Genomic DNA, 20,215 nt, shown 5'->3' on the forward strand with positions numbered 1-20,215 from the left:
CAGACGGATGACAGGGCGGCCAGGCCGCCCTGGCGGGGTCAGCCTTGTTTGACCACGTTGATCATCCAGGGAACGCCAAAGCGATCCACGACTTTGCCGAAGCCGTGGGCCCAGAAGGTTTCCTGCCAGGCCATCTCAATGCGTCCGCCGACCGCCAGCGCTTCGAACCAGCGCTGACCTTCAGCGACATCCCTGGGATCGAGGACGAGGGTGAAGCCGGCGTAGTGTACATCGGGCCCGAAGGCGCTGTCGCTTAGCATCAGCTCGCCGTTGCCGATGCGCAGGCTGGCGTGGGCGATGGCGTCATTCGCCATCTTCTGGCCAGACGGGCAGCCGTCAGAGGCTTCCTGCGCCGAAGGCGGCATTTCGCCAAAGGTCATTTTAAACATCAGCTCCGCGCCCAGCGTCTGCTGATAGAAAGCGATCGCCTCGGCGCAGTTGCCCGCAAAGGCAAGGTAGGGACTTAAGGACATGGTGAATACCTCAGTGACCGTAACCCGTAAAGCGTAGTCGCCCGCAGCGGGATTGAGCCAGACGGCAGCGCGAAAATGGGGGTGGGAATACCGCTGCAGGGGGCAGCATAAATAGCGGCGGCTGGCCGGATAAATAACCGGATACGCAGGGAGGCGAGGGACCGTCAGGATATCGGGAGCGGCGACGGCGATAGGGGAAAATAATCGCGTCGCCTGCCCGGAAATAAATCAGTTCTTTTTGACGAATTCAGATTTCAGCTTCATCGGGCCAAAACCGTCAATTTTGCAGTCAATATTGTGATCGCCTTCGACCAGGCGGATATTCTTCACTTTGGTGCCGATTTTCAGCATCGAAGAGCTGCCTTTAACCTTCAGATCCTTCACTACCGTGACGCTGTCGCCATCGGCCAGTAAATTGCCGTTGGCATCTTTAACGATCAGAACGTCGGTTTCTTCCGTGGCTTCGGCAGGGTTCCACTCATGGGCGCATTCCGGGCAGATGTACATGCCGTTGTCTTCATAAGTGTAAGTCGAATCGCATTTTGGGCAGTGTGGCAGTTGCATGACGTTCCTCGTGATGTCGTCGAAAAACAGGACGTTGGTCCTTTAAATAGTGGCTGAGAGCCGAAAGTAGGTGTGATTATAGCGCAATCACCCACTTTTGTCGGGTGTTTTTTTGCTAAAAAATAGCCGTGGTGTTATTCCGGGAAGAAGCGAATAAACGCTGAAATTAACCGCCCGAGGTGGAGCAAAATCGACGAAATAATTTCCGGGCGATCGGCAGGAAATGAACTTATTTATTTTTCGACACTCTGTAATTAGGCGGTAAATTTATGTGAAGTTGATCGCAGATATAAACACTGTTAGGGTAAAAAAGGGGAGCAGGTCAATTTCATCAATTATCACGATGAGCCGCTCTATTTATTCACCAGTAGCCAGAGCAGGCGTCAACAGGTTCGGTTGTACATTCTGTCAGCAGACAGTGCAGGCAAACCTGCTACGCTTGAAATGAGGAGCACAGCAATTCACCGCTCCTGACGCACGATGCGAATGGCTTTGCCATTCGGCGAAGAGGCGTGCACTCAAGGCGGAGTAGCAGAGGAAAAATATGCTTAAAAGGAAAAAAATAAAGCCCATCACCCTTAAGGATGTGACCATCATCGACGATGGTAAACTGAAAAAGGCGATCACCGCGGCCTCCCTGGGCAACGCGATGGAGTGGTTCGATTTCGGCGTCTACGGCTTTGTGGCCTACGCCTTAGGTAAAGTCTTCTTCCCCGATGCCAACCCAAGCGTGCAGATGATTGCCGCACTCGGCACCTTTTCCGTTCCATTTTTAATTCGTCCGTTAGGCGGCCTGTTCTTCGGGATGCTGGGCGATAAATATGGTCGGCAGAAAATTCTCGCGATAACTATCGTGATTATGTCGATAAGTACTTTCTGTATCGGCCTTATTCCTTCGTATGCCACGATAGGTATCTGGGCGCCGATCCTGCTGCTGCTGTGTAAAATGGCGCAGGGCTTCTCGGTCGGTGGTGAATATACCGGGGCATCGATCTTCGTCGCGGAATACTCCCCTGACCGTAAACGCGGGTTTATGGGCAGCTGGCTGGACTTTGGCTCCATCGCCGGGTTTGTGATGGGGGCAGGCGTGGTGGTCCTGATCTCCAGCGTAGTGGGGGAACAGAACTTCCTTGAGTGGGGTTGGCGTATCCCGTTCTTCCTGGCGCTGCCGTTAGGCATCATCGGCCTCTATCTGCGCCATGCGCTGGAAGAGACCCCGGCGTTCCAGCAGCATGTGGACACCATGGAGCAGGGCGACCGAGAAGGTCTGCAGGACGGGCCGAAGGTCTCCTTTAAAGAGATTGCCACGAAGCACTGGCGCAGCCTGCTGACCTGTATCGGTCTGGTGATTTCCACCAACGTGACCTATTACATGCTGCTAACCTACATGCCGAGCTACCTGTCGCATAACCTGCACTACTCGGAAGACCATGGGGTGCTGATCATCATCGCTATCATGGTCGGGATGCTGTTTGTACAGCCGGTTATCGGTATGCTCAGCGACCGTTTCGGCCGCCGTCCGTTTATCCTGATTGGTAGCGTGGCGCTGTTTGCCCTGTCGATCCCGGCCTTCATTATGATCAACAGCAACGTGATTGGCCTGATCTTCGCCGGCCTGCTGCTGCTGGCGGTGGTGCTGAACTGCTTTATCGGGGTGATGGCCTCCTCGCTGCCGGCGATGTTCCCGACGCATATCCGCTTCAGCGCCCTGGCCAGCGCCTTTAACATCTCGGTGCTGATTGCCGGTCTGACGCCAACCCTGGCGGCGTGGCTGGTGGAAACCACGCAGAACCTGATGATGCCGGCGTACTACCTGATGGTGATCGCCATGGTGGGTATGGCCACGGGCCTGTCGATGAAAGAGACCGCTAACCGTCCGCTGAAAGGAGCGACCCCGGCGGCATCGGACATCCAGGAAGCGAAAGAAATCCTTGGCGAGCACTACGATAACATCGAACAAAAAATCGAAGATATCGATCAGGAGATTGCCGATCTGCAGGCAAAACGGTCGCGACTGGTGCAGCAGCATCCGCGTATCAACGACTAACCGTTTTTCACGATAAACCATGCCGCCTGGGGAAACCCCGGCGGCATTTTTTATGCCTCCGGCAGGGCCAGACCGTGACGACGCTGTTGGCTGAGTTTACGGTACTGCTGCGGCGGCATTCCCACGTAGCGGGTGAAGGTGCTGTAGAAGCGACTGCTGGAGCGGAAACCGGCGGTGAGGGCAATATCCAGGATGGTCTTGTCGGTATCGCTCAGCAGCGCCCGCACATGATTGATGCGCATGGCGGTAATGTACTGCTTCATGGTTTGCTGCATCACTCTCTGGAACACCCCCATCGCATAGTTCGGGTTGAGCTTAACGTGCTCGGCGACGGCATTGACGGTCAGCGCCTGGTCGTAGTGGGCGGCGATAAACTCCAGCATCTGGCTGACATAAAACTGCGCATGGCGCGAGACGCTATTCTTATGGGTGCGCGAGGTTTTGTTAACCAGAATCGGCTGCCAGCCGGCGAGGCTCAGCCGCTTCAGCATCAGGGCGATTTCATCGATCGCCAGCTGGCGAATCTGTTCATTGTCGTGGTTCAGCTCCTGCTGCCAGCGGCGCACCTCGAAGGCGCTCAGCTGCTGGGCGGCGAGGGATTTAATCACCATCCCGTGGGTCACGTGGTTGATCAGCTCCCGGTCCAGCGGCCACGAGAGAAACAGATGCATCGGCAGGTTAAAGATCGCCATCTGCTGGCACTCCCCCGGGCGGGTCAACTGATGCGGCGTACAGGCCCAGAACAGGGTGATATAGCCTTTCTCAATGCGCACCACTTCGTTATTGATCAAATACTCCACATCGCCATCGAACGGCACGTTGACCTCCACCTGGCCGTGCCAGTGGCTGGTGGGCATGGCGTGCGGCGGACGCAGCTCGATATCCATACGCTGATACTCAGAGTAGAGCGCCAGCGGGCTGCGGCTCTGCTTTTCATCGCTGCTGCACATAAAGGGATCGGGGGGCAGGGAGGTGAAGCGGTGTTCCATCGTTAGCGTATTCCTGAATTGTCAGAGTGGCTGCATTTTTCGCCAGAACTGACCACAGCTTAGCGGAAGAATCGGCCCATTTTCTCTCCTTTTTGCGCAATCTGTTCCCGAATACTCAGATTTTGTGGCGCTTAATGGCCGATCTGAGCTTTCGGGAATGCTCCGGTGGGAACAGGGCAGCGCAACGCTGAACGGCGTGCCACTCTGCAAGGGTTCAATGACCAGATGGAGAGAGCGTAATGACCGCCCCAAAAATTACCTTTATCGGCGCCGGTTCGACGGTGTTCGTTAAAAATATTCTCGGTGATGTTTTCCAGCGCCCGGCGCTGAAATCGGCGCATGTCGCGCTGATGGATATCGATGACACCCGACTGGAAGAGTCGCATACCGTGGTGCGCAAGCTGATGGATTCCGTCGGCGCGAAGGGCGAAATCAGCTGCCATCGCGATCGCAAAACCGCCCTGCAGGGCGCTGATTTCGTTGTGGTCGCCTTCCAGATTGGCGGCTATGAGCCCTGCACCGTCACCGATTTTGAGGTCTGTAAACGCCATGGCCTGGAGCAGACCATCGCCGATACGCTGGGCCCGGGGGGCATTATGCGCGCCCTGCGCACCATACCGCACCTGTGGGCCATCTGCGACGACATGACCGAGGTCTGCCCGGACGCCACCCTGCTTAACTACGTCAACCCAATGGCGATGAACACCTGGGCTATGTACGCCCGCTACCCGCATATTAAACAGGTTGGCCTGTGCCACTCGGTGCAGGGAACGGCGGAAGAACTGGCTCGCGATCTTGACCTCGATCCGGCGGATTTACGCTACCGCTGCGCCGGGATCAACCATATGGCGTTCTATCTGTCGCTGGAGAAAAAGCTCGCCGACGGCAGCTACGTCAGTATCTATCCCGACCTGCTGCAGGCCTACGCCGACGGGCGGGCGCCGAAGCCTAACCTGCACGGCAACCCGCGCTGCGAAAACATCGTCCGCTATGAGATGTTCAAAAAGCTCGGCTACTTTGTGACCGAGTCGTCGGAGCATTTTGCCGAATACACGCCATGGTTTATCAAGCCGGGCCGCGAGGACCTCATCGCCCGTTATAAAGTGCCGCTGGATGAATACCCGAAACGCTGCGTCGAGCAACTGGCCAACTGGCATCAGGAGCTGGAGAGCTATCAGCGCGGCGAGCGCATCGAGGTGAAGCCATCCCGCGAGTATGCCAGCACCATCATGAACGCCATCTGGACCGGCGAGCCAAGCGTGGTGTATGGCAACGTGCGCAATGACGGCCTTATCGACAACCTGCCGCAGGGCTGCTGCGTGGAAGTGGCTTGCCTGGTGGACGCCAACGGCATTCAGCCGACCAAAGTGGGCGCGCTGCCGGCGCATCTGGCGGCGCTGATGCAGACCAATATCAACGTGCAGACGCTGCTTACGGAGGCGATCCTCACCGAAAATCGCGATTACGTCTATTACGCCACGATGATGGATCCGCACACCGCCGCGGTGTTGGGGATCGAAGAGATCTACGCGCTGGTGGACGATCTGATCGCCAGCCACGGCGACTGGCTGCCGGCCTGGCTGCATCGTTAATCTTCTCATGCCGCCGGGGGCAACGATCCCGGCGGCGCCCTACCTGCTCTATCAAACACTGAAGGAGGCGCTGGTGACAGCGACCTGTACCCTATGAGTATTTCAATGACAACAAAGCTCAGCTACGGATTTGGTGCCTTTGGTAAAGATTTCGCTATCGGTATCGTCTACATGTACCTGATGTATTACTACACCGATATTGTTGGACTGTCGGTTGGGGTGGTCGGCACCCTGTTTCTGGTGGCGCGGATCCTCGATGCGATAGCCGATCCGATCATGGGGTGGATCGTGAATTGTACGCGATCGCGATGGGGAAAATTCAAACCGTGGATCCTGATCGGCACGATAACCAACTCGGTGGTGCTGTATATGCTGTTCAGCGCCCATTACTTCTCCGGCGGGGCGTTACTGGCATGGGTGTGGCTAACCTACCTGCTGTGGGGGTTCACCTACACCATCATGGATGTGCCGTTCTGGTCGCTGGTGCCGACTATTACCCTCGATAAGCGCGAACGTGAACAGCTGGTGCCCTATCCACGCTTTTTCGCCAGCCTGGCGGGATTCGTTACTGCCGGCGTCACGCTGCCGTTTGTCAGCGCCGTGGGCGGCGCCGACCGCGGTTTCGGTTTCCAGATGTTCACCCTGGTGTTGATCGCCTTCTTCGTGGTTTCCACCCTCGTCACTCTGCGCAACGTCCACGAGGTTTACTCCTCGGATAGCGGCGTGAGCGAGGATGCCAGCCATCTCTCACTGCGCCAGATGGTGGCGCTGATCTATAAAAACGATCAGCTGGCCTGCCTGTTGGGCATGGCGCTGGCTTATAACACGGCGGCAAATATTATCGCTGGCTTTGCGATTTACTACTTTACCTACGTGATTGGCAGCGCAGAGATGTTCCCGTATTACATGTCCTACGCCGGCGCGGCGAACCTGCTGACCTTAGTGCTGTTTCCGCGGCTGGTGAAAGGGCTGTCGCGACGTATTCTGTGGGCGGGAGCCTCGATCATGCCGGTGCTGGGCTGTGGCGTGCTGTTGCTGATGGCGCTGAGCGGGGTCTATAACATCGCGCTTATTTCGCTGGCTGGGGTGCTGTTGAATATCGGTACCGCGCTGTTCTGGGTGCTGCAGGTTATTATGGTGGCCGATACCGTCGACTACGGCGAATATACGATGAACATCCGCTGCGAAAGTATCGCCTATTCGGTGCAGACGCTGGTGGTGAAAGCGGGCTCGGCGTTCGCGGCCTGGTTTATCGCCATCGTGCTCGGTATCATCGGTTACGTGCCGAATGTGGCCCAGTCGTCCCAGACGCTGCTGGGGATGCAGGCGATTATGATTGCGCTGCCGACGCTCTTTTTTGCCCTGACGCTGTTGCTCTATTTCCGCTATTACAAGCTCAACGGCGATATGCTGCGTCGTATTCAGATTCACCTGCTGGATAAATATCGCCGGGTACCGGAAAATGTGCCTGAGCCGGAACGGCCCATTGTGGTACCCAACCAGGTGTAAAAAGCGTTCAAAAACCGCTGACGAAAGAGGGGAGGGATGCTCTCTTTTTTGACAAAAATGAGCGTCGAAAACGGGCAAAAAGAGAAAAACGTATTTCTCTAATTTATCTCAAAATGGTCTCTTTTTATGCGCACGGAGTTGCTATTGGCTCCATTTGTTCTCAAATAAAACTCAGAATTGTCTCTTTTTCGTGCTCTTGCGCTGCTTTTTAACTCTTGCTACGCTTGTTGGGTGTTACATTTTTCTCTTATTTGTCTCAGTGATGGAGCAATGCGATGCGCATTTTTATCGATGATGGTTCAACCAATATCAAAATGCTGTGGGAGCAAGATGGCGAAACTTTCACCCATATCAGCCCCAACAGTTTTAAACGCGGCTGGTCTGCCACCTTCGGTTCCGGGAAGCCTTTTAACTACACCGTGGATGATGAAAAGTACTCATTCGACCTGATCACCCCCGATGCGCTCCCGACCAATAATATTGACTGGCAGTACAGCCCGTTGAACTCCATCGCTGTCCATCACGCGCTGCTGACCAGCGGTCTTGAGCCGCAGGACGTCGAAATCGTCGTGACGCTGCCGCTGACTGAATTTTATGACGAGGATGCGCAATATCGCCTCGACAACATTGAGCGCAAGAAAAAGAGCTTGCTGCGCGACGTTAAGCTGAATAAAGGCGTGGTCTTCAACATCACAAAAGTCACCGTGCGCCCGGAATCGATTCCAGCGGGCATTAGCCTGTGTGATGAACTCAAGCCCTCCCATTCGGTGTTGATTATCGACCTCGGCGGCACCACGCTCGATATCTCGATGGTAGCCGGGCAGATGACCTCGGTTTCGCGCATTTACGGCGATCCGAAGCTGGGCGTATCGCTGGTGACCGACGCCGTTAAGCTGGCGCTGGCGCGGGCTAACACCGATACCTCAAGCTATAACGTCGACCAGATCATTATCAATCGCCACGACGAAGAGTATCTGACCGATAACATTAACGATCCGGATGCGGTTTCTGAGGTGAAGAAGGTGATCAATAACAGCATCGAACGTCTGACCACCCGCGTCCTGACGGCTATCGATAGCTTTAAAGGCTACTCGCATGCCATCGTGATTGGCGGCGGCGCGCCGCTGGTGGCCGATGCCATTCGTGAACGTATGGGCCTGCGTGAGGACCGTTTCGTGGTGGCTGAAGAGCCGCAGTTCGCCCTGGTGCGTGGTCTGAAAATTATTGGCTAAGGAGCGTCTATGACTCTGGATCGCAGAAAAGTGCTGATTTACCTGCGCCCGGATATCAGCGCCAGCGAGCGCTTCGCGGACGCAAAAATTGAGGCCCACCACCGCGGCGACCGCGGCGATATGTCGCGCACGGCGCTGCTGGCGGGGCTGGCGTTAGGGGAAGTCGATAGCCGCTTGCCGTCGATGCTGGCGGCGCTGCTGGCGGAAGACACTAAACCGGAAACGCTGCGCAAGATGCTGGCCTCGTTCCTTGAGATCCAGCCGGCCTCTTCCGCCCCGGCTAAGGCGCCGGAGCCGCCCGCGCCGGTGAGCGAGAGCGTTTCGGCGCGCAACCTCGCCGGTTCGCTGCCGGATTAAGCGTTTTCCCCGGCGGCGCTGCGCTTGCGCGGGCCTACAAATCCAGTGCAAAGGGTGGGTCCGGTATCATTTGTAGGCCGGGTCAGGCGTAGCCGCCACCCGGCGCGAAGACGGAACGCCGCCAGGCGGGATGTCGCCCCTATCCGTGGGTGAGAAAGCGGGCCAGGCGCTGCTGCAGCAGGCGATTTTCGCGGGTCAGCCGCGCGTTCTCATCCAGCAGGGTCAGCGCTACCGCGATCCCCGGCCAGTCCAGCTCCAGCTCGTTACGCAGGCGCACCGCGCGATGGACAATCGTCACCGCGCTGTCGTCGAACAGCCAGGTGTTCGCCTGCGGCTGGTGCGGTTCAATCATGCCTAAGCCGACAATCTCCGTCAGCTCCTCTTCCGACACCCCGGTACGCAGGCACAATTCGGTAATGGTAAACGTCACTGTTACTGTAGCCATCAGGCTTTCCCCCATGTCTTACGCGGATCGAAGCTGGCTTCGGCGGTCGCCAGCTGTTGCCAGATCTCACGCGCTTTTTCATCTGGTTTTGGTGGCATCACAATTTTAATAACGGCGAACAAATCGCCGGTGTGGGTTTTGCTCACCAGCCCTTTGCCCTTGATGCGCAGGCGCTGCCCTGCCTGGCTACCCGGCGGCACCGTCAGCAGAATGCTCTCTTTCAGGGTGGGCACCGTGACTTTGGCGCCCAGCGCGGCCTCCCACGGCGCCAGCGGCAGGACGATCTCCAGGTTATGTCCCACGATGTCGAACAGCGGGTGCGGGGCGATGTGGATCACCAGCCACAGATCGCCGTTCGGGCCGCCGTTTTCGCCCGGCGTCCCCTGGCCTTTCAGGCGGATACGCTGACCATCGACTACCCCGGCGGGGATCTTCACATTCAGCGTCTTCGGCGTTTCGCTTTCAATCATGCCGAACACGTTATACACCGGCAGGTTATAGCTGATGGTGCGGGTTTGCTCGGCCAGCGTCTCTTCAAGGAACACCGCGACCTCGATCTCCAGGTCGTGGCCGCGCGCCGCGTGCTGGCGGCGACGCTGATGCGCCTGCTGGCCAAACATGGAGGAGAAGATGTCGTCGAAATCCTGCTGGCTGTAGCTCTGCTCGTGGGTCTGCTGCTGGCGACCGAACCCGGGATCGTTGCGATGCTGCCAGAGCTGATCGTATTCCGCGCGCCGTTGCTCATCTTTCAGGACTTCCCAGGCTTCGGCGAGATCCTTAAATTTGGCTTCGGCATCGTTTTCTTTACTGACGTCGGGGTGGTACTTGCGCGCCAGGCGGCGGTAGGCGGTCTTGATGGTTTTCAGATCGTCGGTTGGTTGCACCCCGAGAATGGCATAATAATCCTTCAATTCCATGCTGTTATCTCATCTATGCTCAGTGCGGTGGTTACATATTCCCTGGATCAGGCGTCTGTATAAAGCGTAGGGCAAATGCGCCCTGAAGGGGAAGAAAAGTGGCGGAAACTTGACGCCGTCGGGGTCAACGGCGTCCTGGGCAAGGCTAGTCTTTCGCCTGCGGCCGCTGACGACGGCGCCAGCCTGCGAACAGCACCAGCAGCGCGCCGATGGCGCCGGCCAGGCGCGCCATGCCCTCGCCGGCAGTGGGAAACAGCTGGCGGAGGGTAGGGTCGCTGACCAGCATTGAGCCGGCAATCCAGCCGATGAGCATCCCGCCCAGCAGCACCACCGCGGGAAAGCGGGTGAGCAGGGCCAGCACCAGTTTGCTGCCGGCGACGATAACCGGGATGCTGATCGCCACGCCGAGGGCGACCAGCGCAATGTGTCCTTTGCCTGCGGCAGCCACCGCCAGCACGTTATCCAGCGACATGATCACATCCGCTACGGTGATGGTGATTGCGGTGCGCCACAGGCTGCCTGAGCTGGCAACCTCGCTCTCGTCCTCCTCATCACTGACCAGCTTGATGCCAATCCACAGCAGGAGCAACGCGCCGACTATTTTCAGCCACGGCAGCGACAGGAGATACAGGGCGATCGCCAGCAGCAGGATGCGCGCCAGGATGGCTCCTACGGTGCCGATGACGATCGCTTTGGTGCGTTTTTGCGGCGGCAGTTTGCGACAGGCCATGGCGATCACCACGGCGTTATCGCCGCCCAGCAGTAAGTCGATGGCGACAATCTGCAGCATAATCACCGCCATGTCCCATTGTTGAAGAAACGCATACATATTGAGAGAAACCACCTGAAATAAATACCACGAAAAGCCGCTGCGCAGGGGACTCCGCCCGGTGAACGTTGACCGCTGGCGCCGGCCCGCGCCGACGCGCGTGGAACCTGAGCCTGAAAAATAAAGTTACGAATCAACGCGCCGTCGGGCAAGGCTTCGGCGAAAAAGGGTGATATTTTGTCATACAGACACACCTGCCGTTCACTTATCGCAAGGATCCCCACTATGTCTGGCCACAAGAAATACCTCTCTGTCGCCCTGCTGAGCGCTGTTTTACTGCCGGCGATGGCCTCTGCCGCTGACGCGCCGGCGACCTTCACCCCGGAACAGGAGGCGCAAATCGGCAAAATCGCCGCCGATTACCTGGTCGCCCACCCGGAAGTTCTCCTGCAGGCAAGCCAGAAACTGCAGCAAATTCAGGCTGAGCAACAGGCCAGCGCGGCTACCCAGGCGGTGCTGAAGAATGCCGCCTTGCTGACCCAGGATAAAAATACCCCGACTTACGGCCCGGCCAACGGCAAAGTCACGGTGATTGAGTTCTTTGACTACCAGTGCGTCTACTGCAGCCGGCTGGCGCCGGTGATGGAACAGGTAATTAAAGCGCATCCGCAGACCCGCTTCGCTTTTAAAGAATGGCCTATCTTTGGCGGCCGCTGGGAAAGCTCGCTGGAAGCAGCGAAAACCGGCCTGCAGATCTATCAGCAGAAAGGGGCGGATGCCTATCTGACCTACCATAACGGGATCTACGCCACCGGACATAACGAAGGCAAGCTGACGACGGCGGATATCCAGCAGCAGGCGAAGAAAGCCGGCTTTGATGCGAAGAAGGCCAGCGACGTCGAACCGGTACTGCAGAGCATTAACGACCTGGCGCAGGAGATTGGTCTTAGCGGCACGCCGGGCGTGATCGTGATGCCGACCACCGGCGCCACGGAAGCCAGCATCACCGTCTTCCCGGGACTGGCGGATAAAGCCTCGCTCGAAGCCGCGATTAAAAAAGCCGGCGGCTGATCGGCGGCGGCGTTACCCGGTCAGGGCCGCCGAGGGCGGCTCTGCTATCATTCATGATCCCTCTCCTCGTGCGGCGGCGGCAGCGCGTGGCTTTTTAAATCAATAATCTGGCCAATGTGATCGTGGTAAACGGTCAGCAAATTATAGCGACTCATCTCGGAGATGATCTGCGGGGCGACGTTAAAGCTGCTGGCCAGCTCCTCATCCCGCAGAGTAAGCACCGCGGTGTGACGCCGGGTGTGGGCGCGGCGTCGGTTATAGTGATACCAGAGGATCAACAGCCAGCCGTTCAGCGCGGCAAGCAATAAATACACCAGCGCCGTACTCAGGGAGTCCATCAGCGACGACCAGCGCGGGGAGGGCGGCGCGATGAACTGCATCAGCAAATTGGCGTAAAGAAAGAACAGAAAACCGAGCCAGGCCAGCAGCGTTAAGCCGGCGTCCACCAGCCGGGGCAGCACGCGGTGTTCGGTTAAGATGAGCGTATTTTCATTCATCGCAGGCTTCCTTTTCCCCGGTCCGGGCTCACCCAGCGCGCGCGGGAACGTTGACGTTTCAACATCACTTTCGGAAAAGCGACCAGCGTGGTCAGCAGGCCGATCATCCAGTAAACCATCGGGAACCAGATCACCCAGAACAGGGATTTGGCCACCTTTTTCTCATAGCGCCGTTCGATATACAGGCTGGCGACGAACTGCAGCAGGCACATCAGGCCGAGCAGCATGCCGGTGAACTCAGGCGGAAACAGACTGTGCACGGTCAGGTTGTCCGGCAATGGCATCAGGCGGCTGAGGATAAACAGCAGGATGGTGACCGCGTAGGCAAAGGCCCACAGCGTGGAGCAGGCATACTCCAGAAACAGCGGCCACATCCGATGATGCTGCCAGTGAAACAGACGGCGCAGGTTGACCAGAAAGACTTCGGCCCCGCCCTGGGCCCAGCGCAGACGCTGCTTCCATAACCCTTTGAGGGTCTCTGGCATCAGGATCCAGCACAGCGCCCGCGGCTCGAAAAAGATGTCCCAGTGGCGGAGCTGAAGCTTCCAGCTGATATCAATATCTTCAGTGATCATATCCGGGCTCCAGTAGCCGACGTCCGCCAGCGCCTGGCGCCGGAAGGCGGCGATCACGCCAGAGACGGTAAAGACCCGGCCATAGATCCGCTGCGTCCGCTTGATAAGCCCAATGATTGACGAGAACTCCCCGACCTGAATGCGGCCGATCAGCGTGGATCGGGTGCGGATCCGCGGGTTGCCGGTGACCGCCCCGACGTGCGGGTAGTGGATCAGCGGGGCGACCAGCCAGGCCGCGGTATCCCGGTCCAGCAGGGCGTCGCCATCGATGCAGACCAGCAAATCGCCGCGGGCGGCGGCGGCGCCCGCTTTGAGCGCCACCGCTTTTCCCTGATTGGCGGCCAGGTGGATCACCCGCAGCCTCGGCTCCTCCTGCGCCAGCTGCTGCAGCACCTGGGCGGTGTTGTCGGAAGAGCCGTCGTTAATCGCGATCACTTCGAGATTGGCGTAACGCTGGGCCAGCGCTGCGCTGATGGTCTCCCGGGCGTTTTTCTCCTCGTTAAAGCAGGGGATCAGTATCGAGATCAGCGGATTGCCCGGCAGCGTCGGCGGCGGGGTATCCTCGCCCCACGGCCAGTGGCGCTCCAGCTGAAACCAGAAGTACAGACCCCCGGTGATCCATAGCACCGACATAAACAGCGGCCAGAAAAAGACAAAGTCGAGGATAAGCTCGCCGGTAAATACCGCTGCGACGCCTAACGGTAGCCCGAATACGAGGCATAAAATGCACAATGCGATAATGCGATCAGTCATGGTCAGGGTACCACCAGGAAGAGAATTGCGGTCTGATACGGGAGATATCAGGCTGATTGTTAATGAAATCGTCTGGGTAGTAGCCGTAGTTTTTGACGCCGTTTAGCCGCAGCAAACGCATCCAGTCCGCCAGCTGTTGGTCAGGAATGGCGTTGTGCTGGCGTCGGCTCCAGTCTCTGGCCTGTAGCTCAAAGATGGTTTTCTTCAGCGCGCCCGGGTGGCGGGCGACGGTCTGCACCAGCCGCGTCAGCCAGGCCTGGCTGGCGTCGATCGGTACGGACTCCATCAGCGGCATCGCCATGGGCACCGTCCAGTCATAGGCGGCAAGGAAGTCATCCAGATTTTGCGCAAACCAGGCTTCGCTCTGCGGCTCCAGGATCGGCAGGGCGAAGAGATTACGCGCCGTTTTCACCTGCGGGCCGCGGATGGCCTGCACCGCCTGGCGCAGCTGCAGAGTGAAGCGGGTCAGGGTTTGGCTTTTGAAACGCATCCATGCTTCACGCTCCTGCGGACGCTGGGGCACCGGGCCGGCATCGCGCGCCAGGCCACTCTGCCGCCAGGCGGCGACCGCCTCCGGGCTCACGTCTTCAAAATCGGTCAGCACGGCGTCGTCGTGGAACAGAATCCCGCTGAAGCTGGCGTGTCGGGCCAGATCCTCATAGATGTCGGTGATCTGCTGGCGAACCCGCGGATCCCAGGGCGACAGGCGAACATAGGGCTGACGGGCAAGCAACGCCTTCCCGGTTTGCGGATCCCAGCGCTGAACGCGCGGCAGATCGGACGAGAGATCGAAGGCCAGCACCGGCATCCAGGCATAAACCTTCACCCCGCCGCGGGTCTGCAGCTGCCAGGAGACGAAGTTAAACAGGTCGGCGCGCATCGGCAGCCAGCGGTTGGGGAAATAGAGCGACTTGATCGTGCCGTCGCCCTGCGGGTCGGAGAAGGCCTGCAGAAAGACGTGGCTGATTTTCATGTCATAGACGCGCTGTATCAGCTTATCGATATTCTTTGCCTGCTGGACGGGATTGGGGTCATAGACATAGTCCAGATCGACATGCATCACCCGAACAGGATCGGCTTCCTGAATCTGCGTCACTGCATTGGCAAAGGCCTTGATCGACGGGTTACCGGCGATCAGCATGCGCGGAATATTGTCCAGATCCTTCACGTTGCCCAGGCCGTCGTTCAGCGTAAACGCCAGCTGATACCCCTGCTGTTTGGCGATGGCCAGGGTGCTGCCGCTGGCGGCGCCGTAGGGCCACACCCAGGCGCGCGGCGCTTTCCCCGCGACGTCGTGGATTTTCGCCGTTACTTTCTGCACGTCATCGGTCATTCGCCGGGTAAACTGCGCGTCGCTTTCATAGCGGCCGGTGGTTTTATCCCAGCCGCGGTTGGCGGCGGCGGGCTCGCGGCTGCCTTGCGGATTGGCCGGCAGGCCGTAATGCGAGGCCCAGGTGTGCGCGCCGATCTCCACCAGCGGCGAGCGGCTGAGCTCGCGCACCATCTCCCAGGTGGCGAAGCGATCGCGCGGCGTCATCAGGCCGCCAAAATTAACGGGCTGGTTGGCGGGGGTGTCCACCCAGCTGCCCACCGGCGCCCACAGCGCCGGAACGTTCCAGGCTTTAAGCAGCGGCCAGACGCGGGTATAAAAACTGCTATAGCCATCGTCGAAGCTGAGAAGAAAAGCCTTAGGCGGAAGTGACTTAAGGCCATGATGCGCGTCCAGAATGTCCTGAACGCTCACGGCATGGTAGCCGTGATGCAGCAACCAGGCGATCTGCTCATTAAGCGCACTGGTCCGCACCGAAAGATAACGCTGGTCGGCGGCGTCGTCTTCGACGTCATGATAGGCCAGCACCAGAAAGCGATCCGCCGGCCAGGGGTTATTGGCCTCCAGCTGGGGTCGTTGCTGCGGGGCGAGGAAGGGGACCTCCTCAGCACGCACGCTGAAGATAAGGCACAGCCAGCCGAGAAGCATCAGGCCGTTGCGCAGGGTCGTGTTCAGCATGGTCATCCTTAAAACCGTATGTTTGCATCAACAGTGATGGCGAGGTTGTTTTCACGTTTACCGTCGTAGGGGCGTTTGTCCCAGTTCAGCATCACCCCGGCGTCGACGAGGTTGTTCCAGCGCAGGCGCTGGCCGTAGCCCAGCGTCGTTATCGCGCCGGCGGCGTGATTTTTTTGCCAGTAGCTGCCGCCGCCGGCGAGCAGCTGCTGACTCCAGACGGTGTCATACCGCTGGTAAAGCGTGTGATCGACGGTCAGCGCTGCGGTGGCCGCGAGGTCGCGGGCCGGACTGTAATACGCGGTGTTAGTGCGGCTATTGGCGCTGGCCGCCAGACCGGGCTGCAGATCCAGCGTTAACCACGGCGTCTGCCAGAGGCGCTCTTTACCAGAGAGGGTGTACTCCTGACGACGGTTATGGTCGGTAAAGCGGCTGGCGGCCACGCTGACGCGGTACTCCCGGCGCTCGTTTTGATACCATCGCAGCCAGCCTTCGCCGCGGTTGGCGCTGACGCCGTTGCGTAACGCGCGCAGCGGCGTCTGCTGCGAAATCCGCTCCAGTTCGCCGCCCAGCTGCCAGCGATCGTTGACGTCGTGCGCGGCGGAAAGGCGGACGCCGGGCTTATTCTCGCCGTGAAAATTGACGCTGGAGAGTTCAAGTTCTCCCCAGGCGTCGCGCGGGCGCCATTCAATACCGGCGAACAGCTGGCGACGGCTGCCTTTCCCCTCTTCAAAATTGCCTTTGGCAAAGCGGTGGCCGCCAAACAACCGCCAGCTGTCGGCTATCGGCGGGCTGTAGATCGCCGTCTCAAAACTGAGGTCGTGGGTACCGCTCACCGGGTTGTCGGAATGCAGCCCTTTGCCGACGCTCAGGCGCAGCTCGGAGAAATGATGGATTTCGCGGGCTTTGGCCAGGCGTTGGGTATTCAGATCCCGTGGCGAGCGGGCGATAACGTCGTCGGTCAGCAGATCCATCTGCCGCCACTCCTGCAGATCGAGAGCGACCCAGGCCTGCTGGCGCTCCAGCTGCAGGCTGGCGGGCTCCAGGGCTTCCGCCGCTTTCAACTGGCGTTCGGCAGCCCGCGGCAGCCCTCTGTCCTGCAGCACGGCGGCATAGTCGATCTGCAGCCCCTGGTTGCCGGGGGCCGTCGCCGCCAGGCGCTGCATGCGGGCTTCGGCCTGCGGCAGGGCGTTGGTGGCGGAAAGATAGTGCACGTTAAGCGTCTGCGCGGTGAGCCAGTCGTCGTTCGGCTGGGGCGTCGGCGAGCCGTAGAGATGACGGATATAGGGTGCATTCCGGGTGAGGCGGGCGACATACCGTTGCGCCGCCGGGTACTGAGCGGTGTCCAGCAGGGCGTAGAAAAGCTCATGTTCTTCATTCTGTTGGCTCGTCAACCACGAGGGATGCTGATGAATGAGCGTCAACGCAGGCTCAATCTGCTTAAGGGCGATATAAGAGGAGATGACCCAGCCGATGGCCCAGTCGGGAACCACCTGCTGCTGCGCGAGCAGGCTTTGGTATTCGCGGATGATCTGCGCGTAGTCAGCGTTGGCGTACAGCGCGCCCAGACGGTCAATGCGCGCCCGGGTGATGTCCGGGGCGGCCTGCGGGTCGGGACGCCAGGCGGCGATCATCGCGTCGTATTGCGCCAGCGCCGTGCGGGCCAGTGCGTAACGCGCATTTTCTTCACGGGAAGGCGTATCGGCAAGGCGCACCAGCTCGGCGGCGGCGTTCAGCTGCAGGTTGCGCTTTTCCGCGGGCGTCAGTTCGACGCTATTCGCGAGGCCGAGGGCGGGGGAGTCGATCCGGTTGCGGGTCAGGGTCGCCATCAGGCTGGCCAGCGCGGCTTTGTTCTGCGGTTCGCGATCGAGGATCTGCGTGTCCACCAGCAGCTGGTCCCAGCTTTTGCCAAGCCGCAGGTAGACATAAGAGAGGGTCTGCAGGTGAGCCACGCTCGCCTGCTCCGCCACCAGGCGACGCGCTTCGCTGAGCGCCTCGCCGTCCTTGCGGGCATCGGCCAGCGTCTTGATATAGCCGATACGATAGTCGTCACTGTCAGGGGACTGGCTGAGAGCCTGCTGCCAGAGGAGGAGCGAGGCTTGCCACTGTTTCTGGTTGCGCAAAGCCTGCGCGGCGGCGGCGGTGCCCCGTGCGGGAAGCGGCATATAGACCTGATAGCGTCGCCAGATTTTCACGACCTCATCGTCCTGGCCGGCCCAGAGGGCTACCTGCAGCCAGTCGGCTACCTGAGAAGGGGTTAACGCATGCCGTAGCTGGTACTGCTGAAGATATGAGAGAAAGGGGGCGTACTGGCCCTGACGCGCTTGCAGGATCTGCTGGTCATAGAGCGAGTCCGCTCCCTGAACCAGCGTCGGGAAGAGCAAAAGCACGCCGATTGATAGCGAGAGTTTCGTGTTGCGATTAAACAATAACGTATTTGAATAAGGTGATCTTTCCATTTCTATTTGCCATATGTTCATCAAGAATCCATTGCACAACACGACCGTCCTTTGACGGTGAGTTAAAGGATGAGGATGGTCCCATTTAGCTGACTGGCACTGCGGGTGAATGACTTATTGCAAACTAATAAACCTATCTCCTGTGGATAATTGAATGGATAATTTATACCCGATACCGCGGCGGATAAATATGGTTAAATGACGAGCTGAGTTTTAAGATAAATCTGTAAAAATGGTTTAATTCGAATCGCCATGTTGAAGTCAATGTCTTTAACTTACTGAAATAAATAAAAAATGAAGCTGGCTGGAATTTTGTTTCAAATTTTCCTGGTGGCTTATATTGCTGTGAGGGGAAAGATTTTATATAGATATTTAAGATGATTTCTGACAAAAATTCTTAATAGCAAAAAAAGCATCTTTTCTGTGGGATTTTTTTATTTATAATTAATCCGTTTATTTTCTGTCCGAACCCTGGGAGGTTTTTCACAGCCAGATTCAGATGCCGCGCTAATGATAAATCACAGATCTCGTTATTTTTACCGCCATGCGGAGCGATCCACAGGGGCAAGGATAATGTCTGGTTGACGAGAATTTGTTGATTAAATGTTAAAGGGACGACTTGTGGCAAATTCAATGATATTAGTTACCCAGGATCACTATCTTTTTCAAGGTGTTAAGAATTTCTTCCCTGATATCATTCAGTTAGATTCTAGCGGAAAAGCGATTTTAGATAATGAGGTTGATGAACTCTCTCTGCTGGTTGATAGCCGTTCGCCGCTTTGTCATTACGATTATCTGGTGATGGAGGCGGCACAATCCAGAAAGCGAATATGCTGTATTGTCCTCGATATGCGCCATCGGGAAGAGCATTTACTCAGCCTGAAATCGTTTTTAAACATGTCATTATCACCCGCCGATATGGCGACCTTATTTGGGCTTTTCCTGGAGATGAAGAGTAATCGGCTGACCAAAGAGTGGTTCGACAATCTGCGCTTAAGTATGACAGAGCAGCTGATGCTGCGTTTTCTTGGGGCGGGGATGACAATGGAGGAGGTGGCGTTGAATCTTAATACTTCGCTAAAAAGCCTTTACCGCAAGCGGACCGCACTTTATGAACGACTGGGGTTAGATAATTTTAATGAAGCCTGCTTATTTATCTTCAAAAATAAACTGCTGGACCAGTCCGGTCGATCGCCATGAGGGCTGGTTGTACAGGAAATGGGTGATATCGCAAGGTATGTAATGATGGAAATGTAATAAATTAAATAGATATTGATAGGTACAACCGTCGATACCGGTCGGTATCCAGGGTGGCGCCCGGCATATAATTCCGGAGCTCTTTGGAAGTAATTACCGCCATGGCGGTTTGCTATGCACAGCGATTATTATAATGAATATATTCCTTGCGCCGCAGAGGAATAGTTTTGTCATAAATTAACACTACCATGGTATTCCGGCTTACGCGTCGGAATACCATGAGATATCGTGAAAGCATCAGAGGAGCGAGGTGGATGAGAATAAGGGACAGTATTGCGGAGCGGTTAGAAGCCTGCGGGCTCTACCGTCGGGCGGCATCCAGATGGATTGAGGTGATGCAGCGTTGTCTGGACGATGAGGACCGAGAGTGGATCCGTCACCATCGCAATCAGTGTCTGAAAAAGGCGCAACGTCCGCCGGCGCCGAAAGAGGAGTTTGCCGATCTCCACCAGGCGGCTAAAGAGACGCAATATCGCATGGGCATTGCTAAGCCTTATGGCGAAGCGTTCAGACTACCCGGCAAAGGGAAAACCGCCGCCGAATAATACCTTTCTTTATTGCGTTTGCCTGACGGCCTGCGTTTGCGCAGGCGTTTCATTGTCCGTAGGCCCACGCAAGCGCAGCGCCGCCGGGCGATATGCATCAGACTCCGTACCCGCGGTTGTGCCGGATGGCGGCATAAATGCCTTATCCGGCCTACGGGT

18 protein-coding genes and 1 pseudogene are annotated in these 20,215 nt (G+C 57.7%); 8 read left to right on the plus strand and 11 right to left on the minus strand.

All coding sequences use genetic code 11. The features are described 5' to 3' along the window. Nucleotides 1–38 precede the first annotated feature (38 nt). The 3 genes and pseudogenes from yjdN to ABLU50_RS19145 all read right to left on the minus strand — a co-directional run bounded on the left by yjdN (nucleotide 39) and on the right by ABLU50_RS19145 (nucleotide 1,394). Nucleotides 39–473, minus strand: coding sequence for a VOC family metalloprotein YjdN (yjdN, locus tag ABLU50_RS19135; RefSeq protein ID WP_004206380.1), 435 nt, complete (start codon nucleotides 471–473; stop codon nucleotides 39–41). A gap of 228 nt (nucleotides 474–701) precedes the next feature. Continuing rightward, complete coding sequence (locus ABLU50_RS19140) at nucleotides 702–1,037, minus strand: zinc ribbon domain-containing protein YjdM (RefSeq protein WP_004206382.1); 336 nt, start codon at nucleotides 1,035–1,037, stop codon at nucleotides 702–704. A gap of 87 nt (nucleotides 1,038–1,124) precedes the next feature. Next, a pseudogene (locus ABLU50_RS19145) lies at nucleotides 1,125–1,394 on the minus strand (hypothetical protein). Between the two features lie 187 nt (nucleotides 1,395–1,581). Here ABLU50_RS19145 and proP point away from each other — a divergent pair. Further along, the gene (proP, locus tag ABLU50_RS19150) at nucleotides 1,582–3,084 is read left to right on the plus strand and encodes a glycine betaine/L-proline transporter ProP (RefSeq protein WP_004206383.1); all 1,503 of its coding nucleotides are present in this window, start codon (nucleotides 1,582–1,584) and stop codon (nucleotides 3,082–3,084) included. Nucleotides 3,085–3,134: 50 nt separating this feature from the next. Here proP and melR read toward each other — a convergent pair whose 3' ends face one another. Then, on the minus strand, nucleotides 3,135–4,073 hold the full coding sequence (gene melR, locus ABLU50_RS19155; protein ID WP_023319524.1) for a transcriptional regulator MelR: 939 nt from the start codon (nucleotides 4,071–4,073) through the stop codon (nucleotides 3,135–3,137). A 239-nt stretch (nucleotides 4,074–4,312) separates the two neighbouring features. Here melR and ABLU50_RS19160 point away from each other — a divergent pair, with 239 nt between their 5' ends. The 4 genes from ABLU50_RS19160 to ABLU50_RS19175 all read left to right on the plus strand — a co-directional run bounded on the left by ABLU50_RS19160 (nucleotide 4,313) and on the right by ABLU50_RS19175 (nucleotide 8,763). Continuing rightward, nucleotides 4,313–5,665 carry an alpha-glucosidase/alpha-galactosidase gene (locus tag ABLU50_RS19160; protein WP_023319525.1) on the plus strand — a complete coding sequence of 451 codons (1,353 nt, stop codon included), beginning with the start codon at nucleotides 4,313–4,315 and terminating at the stop codon, nucleotides 5,663–5,665. Nucleotides 5,666–5,758: 93 nt separating this feature from the next. After that, nucleotides 5,759–7,174 carry a melibiose:sodium transporter MelB gene (gene melB / locus ABLU50_RS19165; protein WP_087832241.1) on the plus strand — a complete coding sequence of 472 codons (1,416 nt, stop codon included), beginning with the start codon at nucleotides 5,759–5,761 and terminating at the stop codon, nucleotides 7,172–7,174. A 275-nt stretch (nucleotides 7,175–7,449) separates the two neighbouring features. Beyond that, nucleotides 7,450–8,406, plus strand: coding sequence for a plasmid segregation protein ParM domain-containing protein (gene parM / locus ABLU50_RS19170; RefSeq protein WP_004146678.1), 957 nt, complete (start codon nucleotides 7,450–7,452; stop codon nucleotides 8,404–8,406). 9 nt (nucleotides 8,407–8,415) lie between these two features. Then, entirely contained in the window at nucleotides 8,416–8,763 is a 348-nt protein-coding gene (locus ABLU50_RS19175; RefSeq protein ID WP_087832242.1) for a plasmid partitioning/stability family protein, read from the plus strand. 139 nt (nucleotides 8,764–8,902) lie between these two features. Here ABLU50_RS19175 and cbpM read toward each other — a convergent pair whose 3' ends face one another. The 3 genes from cbpM to ABLU50_RS19190 form a co-directional block, all read right to left on the minus strand. Continuing rightward, nucleotides 8,903–9,208, minus strand: a complete 306-nt coding sequence (gene cbpM, locus ABLU50_RS19180; protein ID WP_087832243.1) for a chaperone modulator CbpM — start codon at nucleotides 9,206–9,208, stop codon at nucleotides 8,903–8,905. Next, nucleotides 9,208–10,125, minus strand: a complete 918-nt coding sequence (gene cbpA, locus ABLU50_RS19185; RefSeq protein ID WP_004206392.1) for a curved DNA-binding protein — start codon at nucleotides 10,123–10,125, stop codon at nucleotides 9,208–9,210. The genes cbpM and cbpA overlap by 1 nt, the downstream gene beginning before the upstream one ends. 145 nt (nucleotides 10,126–10,270) lie before the next feature. Then, entirely contained in the window at nucleotides 10,271–10,954 is a 684-nt protein-coding gene (locus ABLU50_RS19190) for a TerC family protein (RefSeq protein ID WP_004206393.1), read from the minus strand. A gap of 225 nt (nucleotides 10,955–11,179) precedes the next feature. Here ABLU50_RS19190 and ABLU50_RS19195 point away from each other — a divergent pair, with 225 nt between their 5' ends. Beyond that, nucleotides 11,180–11,965, plus strand: a complete 786-nt coding sequence (locus ABLU50_RS19195) for a DsbA family protein (RefSeq protein ID WP_004206394.1) — start codon at nucleotides 11,180–11,182, stop codon at nucleotides 11,963–11,965. 47 nt (nucleotides 11,966–12,012) lie between these two features. Here the strand turns inward: ABLU50_RS19195 and pgaD are convergent, their stop codons facing one another. From pgaD to pgaA, 4 genes are read right to left on the minus strand one after another with little or no spacing between them, the layout of a single operon-like run. After that, nucleotides 12,013–12,462 (minus strand): poly-beta-1,6-N-acetyl-D-glucosamine biosynthesis protein PgaD, encoded by a 450-nt coding sequence (gene pgaD / locus ABLU50_RS19200; protein ID WP_087832244.1) that lies wholly within the window; start codon nucleotides 12,460–12,462, stop codon nucleotides 12,013–12,015. Then, nucleotides 12,459–13,790 (minus strand): poly-beta-1,6-N-acetyl-D-glucosamine synthase, encoded by a 1,332-nt coding sequence (gene pgaC, locus ABLU50_RS19205; RefSeq protein ID WP_017900080.1) that lies wholly within the window; start codon nucleotides 13,788–13,790, stop codon nucleotides 12,459–12,461. The genes pgaD and pgaC overlap by 4 nt, the downstream gene beginning before the upstream one ends. Then, nucleotides 13,783–15,798: a poly-beta-1,6-N-acetyl-D-glucosamine N-deacetylase PgaB gene (gene pgaB / locus ABLU50_RS19210; RefSeq protein ID WP_057216668.1), complete on the minus strand. Its 2,016-nt coding sequence runs from the start codon at nucleotides 15,796–15,798 to the stop codon at nucleotides 13,783–13,785. Before pgaB ends, pgaC begins: the two co-directional genes overlap by 8 nt. Before the next feature lie 8 nt (nucleotides 15,799–15,806). Continuing rightward, nucleotides 15,807–18,254: a poly-beta-1,6 N-acetyl-D-glucosamine export porin PgaA gene (gene pgaA, locus ABLU50_RS19215; RefSeq protein ID WP_165453812.1), complete on the minus strand. Its 2,448-nt coding sequence runs from the start codon at nucleotides 18,252–18,254 to the stop codon at nucleotides 15,807–15,809. 633 nt (nucleotides 18,255–18,887) lie between these two features. Between pgaA and ABLU50_RS19220 the strand changes: the two genes are divergently transcribed. Both ABLU50_RS19220 and ABLU50_RS19225 read left to right on the plus strand, forming a co-directional pair. Further along, the gene (locus ABLU50_RS19220) at nucleotides 18,888–19,454 is read left to right on the plus strand and encodes a LuxR family transcriptional regulator (RefSeq protein ID WP_004206400.1); all 567 of its coding nucleotides are present in this window, start codon (nucleotides 18,888–18,890) and stop codon (nucleotides 19,452–19,454) included. Between the two features lie 311 nt (nucleotides 19,455–19,765). Then, nucleotides 19,766–20,056, plus strand: coding sequence for a PerC family transcriptional regulator (locus ABLU50_RS19225; protein ID WP_004153693.1), 291 nt, complete (start codon nucleotides 19,766–19,768; stop codon nucleotides 20,054–20,056). The last annotated feature ends 159 nt before the right edge of the window (nucleotides 20,057–20,215 follow it).

The sequence above is a fragment of the Klebsiella sp. GG_Kp173 genome (assembly GCF_040062415.1).
In the GTDB taxonomy this organism is placed as follows: domain Bacteria; phylum Pseudomonadota; class Gammaproteobacteria; order Enterobacterales; family Enterobacteriaceae; genus Klebsiella; species Klebsiella quasipneumoniae.